Below are 3,764 nucleotides of genomic sequence, written 5' to 3'. Positions count from 1 at the left end.
TACATGGGGCAGCTCCGGCCCCTTGCCCCCGGCCCACTCCTTCCCCGTTTATTCCGAGAGGCAACGCAACTGAAAACCGCGGCCACGGCTGCCCACGTAGCTGGGGTAGAGCTGCGCCACGTGGAAATCCAAGTTCATGCTATTGGTACCGCTGACCGTGGAGCCCCAGCTGGAACCGACGTTGCCGACGCCGTTCATGTCGCCCAATCGCCCGTAATTGCCTGCGTCGCGGTAGCCCGGGGCGGGGTACCAGGCGAGCGGGGTTCCCGCGCCAGAGGTGCTTACCTTGTAGAGACGACCGTTGGTGGCTTTGAAGTTCCCATTGGTGTATTTTTCACCGGCTACGCCGTCGGAGTAATAGGGGAAGGTACCGTTCAAGGGCACATCGGCGTCCCGCGTAAAGTCAGACCCCAATAGGGTCTTCGTTCACGATATCCCCCACCCGCAAACTACCAGCTCAGATCTCCTCCTCTCGGATAGCGGACGGTGTAGCCGAAAGTCACTACCCGTTCCTCGCCCGGAGCCAGGTCGAGATGCCAGGTCAGCATACCGGTCTGCGGATTCACCTCGGCACCCGAATCGTTGGTCAGGGCGATCTCCACCTCCGACGTGCTCGACAGCGGATACTGATCTTTCACCGTCAGGTTCACCGGAAACGACTTGTTGTTTTTGACCCGAATCTCATACGACCGCATCCGCTCCATCTTCGCTCCCGAAACCCGCTCCTGATAGTTGCCCGTCTCCTTGCGTTCCACGACGACCTGCGATTCGAGCGTCAGCGGCAGTACCAGCGTATCCGCCGTGTTCCGCACCGAAAGGTTCGACTGCCCCAGCATCCGGCCGTCGCAAAAGACATTGACCCGTCCGTTCGTCAGGTGCAGCTCCTGCCAGCCGGGCACGCGGGCCAGCAGCAGCACGTCGGTGCTGATCTTCGGCGTGACTTCGTACTCGTACAGCACCGGCACGGTATCGCGCCGCACCTGTACTGTCTGCCGGATATTGCCGTTGTCGGACGAGGAGACCAGTGTCAGCGGAGAGGCCAGCTGGTAGCTGATGTTGTTTTCCGATACCTCCATGCGGGCGGTCGACGCCATCGGGGCTACCGGTGCGGAGGCCATGAATTTGGGCCTCTCTTCGCCGGTGTAAGTGCCGCCGAATTTCGAGGCATCCACTGCCATGTCCTGCGTAACGTCCAGCTCCAACGTGCGTGCCCGGTATTTGATGGCCGGTGAGTATAATAGGGTTTGCGGGGTGAGTTGCGCCCGGTTCAGCGATCGGTTCGGCGTGCCGTAGCTCAGGGTGGCCGCTACCCGATCCCAGTCGAAATGAGTCCACTGCCACACCGTCCCCTGATAGTCCAGTTCGGCCGTCGCCCGGGCGGGCTCGAAACGGAAAAAGTAGACCGGTTCCCATTGTGCCGCCCGGGTGAAATAGGCGAGTTCGAACTCCGCCTTTTGCGTCCGCAGGCTGTTCACCCGTGCCCGAACCAGCGTCACTTGCGAAGCCTGGCTCTCGATCCGGCGGATGGCGCGCTCATTCTCCGCCCAGTCCCGATCCAGAGCCGCCCGGGACTCGCGGTTCTTGCGCTGCGCTTCGTAGACCGAGGCATATTTGGCCTGCATCCAGGTGTCGGCCGCTGCCAGCTGGCTGACCGAGGTGGCCTCCTGTTTGGCATTCGCCTGTAGGAACTCGATTTCGCGCACCAGTACCATGCTGTCGGCTTCGAGCCGGGCCCGACGGGCCGCCAGCGTGTCGCGCAGGAGCAGATACCGCTGTTGTTGTTCCACGTCGCTTCCGCGCACGGCCTGTTGCGACTCCATCACATAGGTGGCGCCGGTCGTTCCTGCCAGGAGCCGCAGTTCGACGGTCGCCGGATCGGCGTACCACAGGTCGGGGAAGGCGATTTCCGTCTCGCCCGCCCGGAGGGTCGTCGGAATCGACATCGTGACGTAGACGCCGCGCGGATAGATCTTCACGCTCTTGACGCGCCCCTGCAACGGAGCGGCCGTGGCCGGCGATCCGGCCCATCCTCCGAAGAGCACGGCGGCTAAAAGGAGACCGAAGTGTTTCATCTTGAATCGGGGTTTGTGTGTCGGTTTGAACAATGCAAAGCTACCTACAAATATAGTGGAAATAGGAATCGGTTATCTGGTTGCGGAGGTCGATTTCTGGCGAAGATTCGTTAATTTTGGACGGTATGAAACGACGACGGATACGGAATCTGGTGTGGTTCGCTCTCGCGGCGGGGGCGACGGTCGGGTATGTGCGCCTGCTGCCGAAGCCGTTGTTCGATGCGCCTTACTCGACGGTGTTGTATGCCCGCGGCGGGGAGCTGCTCGGGGCGCGGGTGGCGAAGGACGGGCAGTGGCGTTTTCCGCCCGGGGCGGCCTTGTCGGACAAGTACCTGCGGGCGGTGGTCGAGTACGAGGATCGGCGCTTCTATCGCCATCCGGGGGTCTCGCTGCCGGCGCTGGTGCGGGCGGCGGAGCAGAACCGGAGGGCAGGCGGGGTGGTCAGCGGAGGGTCGACTCTCACGATGCAGCTGGTGCGGCTGAGCCGGGGAAATCCGCCTCGGACGGTGGCCGAAAAGATCCGGGAGGCGATACTGGCGGTGCGGATCGAGTGGAGCTATACGAAGGAGGAGATTCTGGCGCTTTATGCGGCTCATGCGCCGTTCGGGGGGAATGTGGTGGGGGTCGAGGCGGCGGCGTGGCGTTATTTCGGCCATTCGCCGGAGCAGTTGTCGTGGGCCGAGGCGGCTACGCTCGCCGTGTTGCCCAATTCGCCGGCGTTGATCCATCCAGGACGGGGACGCGGGGAGTTGTTGGCCAAGCGGAATAGGCTGCTGGAACGGATGCTGACCCATTGGGTATTGGACAGTACGGAGTTCGAGGCGGCGTTGGCCGAGCCGCTGCCCGATGCGCCGGAGCCGCTGCCGCGGCATGCGCCTCACCTGTCGGATCGACTGGCGGAGGGGCGGGCGTGGCATACGACGGTGGATGATGCGCTTCAGGTGCGGGTGCAGCAGATTGTGGACGGTTACGGCGAGCGGATGTTGGCGGCCAACCGGATTCGGAATGCGGCGGCGGTGGTGGCGGATGTGGAGTCGGGCGAGGTGCTGGCCTATGTGGGGAACATCTCGCCGGGCGAACGGGCAGCGGAGGCGCGGGACGGCCGGTCGGTGGATGTGGTCGCGGCGCGACGGAGTACGGGCAGCCTGCTGAAACCGATTCTCTACGGGGCGATGCTGACGGAGGGGCAGGTGCTGCCGAATACGCTGGTCTTCGATACGCCGCTCCAGATGGCGGGTTTCGTGCCGTCCAACTACGACAAGACGTTCAGCGGGGTGGTGTCGGCGCGGCGGGCGGTCGAGCGGTCGCTCAATGTGCCGGTGGTGCGGATGCTGGCCGACTATAATCACCATCGGTTTCTGGGGTTGTTGCGTTCGATGGGGCTGACGACGTTCGACCGGAGTGCGGACGATTACGGTTCGACGCTGATTCTGGGCGGGGCCGAGGGGACGTTGGGGGAGATGACGGGGCTTTATGCGGCGTTGGCGAGGTCGTTGCTGCGGTATGACCGGACGGGGCGGTACGAGGCGGAGGATATGCGGGGGCTGAGGGTCGATTCGTCGGCGACAATACAGAAGGCGGAGGGGGTGTGTCCGCTCTCTCCGTCGGCGCTGTGGTTTATGTTCGAGGCGATGAGCGGGGTGAATCGGCCGGAAGAGGAGGCGGCGTGGCAGGAGTTCAGCTCAATGAAGC

General features: G+C 63.6%; 3 protein-coding genes. 1 reads left to right on the top strand and 2 read right to left on the bottom strand.

Going from position 1 to position 3,764, the window contains the following annotated elements; translation table 11 throughout:
• Positions 1 to 48: 48 nt before the first annotated feature.
• Entirely contained in the window at positions 49 to 414 is a 366-nt protein-coding gene (locus QZ302_RS09315) for a hypothetical protein (RefSeq protein WP_294594735.1), read from the bottom strand.
• A gap of 35 nt (positions 415 to 449) precedes the next feature.
• Positions 450 to 2,072 carry a mucoidy inhibitor MuiA family protein gene (locus QZ302_RS09310; RefSeq protein ID WP_294594732.1) on the bottom strand — a complete coding sequence of 541 codons (1,623 nt, stop codon included), beginning with the start codon at positions 2,070 to 2,072 and terminating at the stop codon, positions 450 to 452.
• Positions 2,073 to 2,197: 125 nt separating this feature from the next.
• Here QZ302_RS09310 and QZ302_RS09305 point away from each other — a divergent pair.
• Positions 2,198 to 3,764, top strand: a 1,567-nt coding sequence (locus QZ302_RS09305; RefSeq protein ID WP_294594730.1) for a transglycosylase domain-containing protein, incomplete at its 3' end; no start/stop codon positions are given.

Source organism: uncultured Rikenella sp., assembly GCF_910579375.1.
Lineage (GTDB): Bacteria > Bacteroidota > Bacteroidia > Bacteroidales > Rikenellaceae > Rikenella.
Note: the sequence above shows the minus strand (reverse complement) of the source record. Positions and strands in the feature narration are given on the sequence as shown.

Coding starts and splice junctions, on each gene's coding strand:
- QZ302_RS09310 (WP_294594732.1), bottom strand. CDS start 2,072: ATGAAACACTTCGGTCTCCTTTTAGCCGCCGTGCTCTTCGGAGGATGG.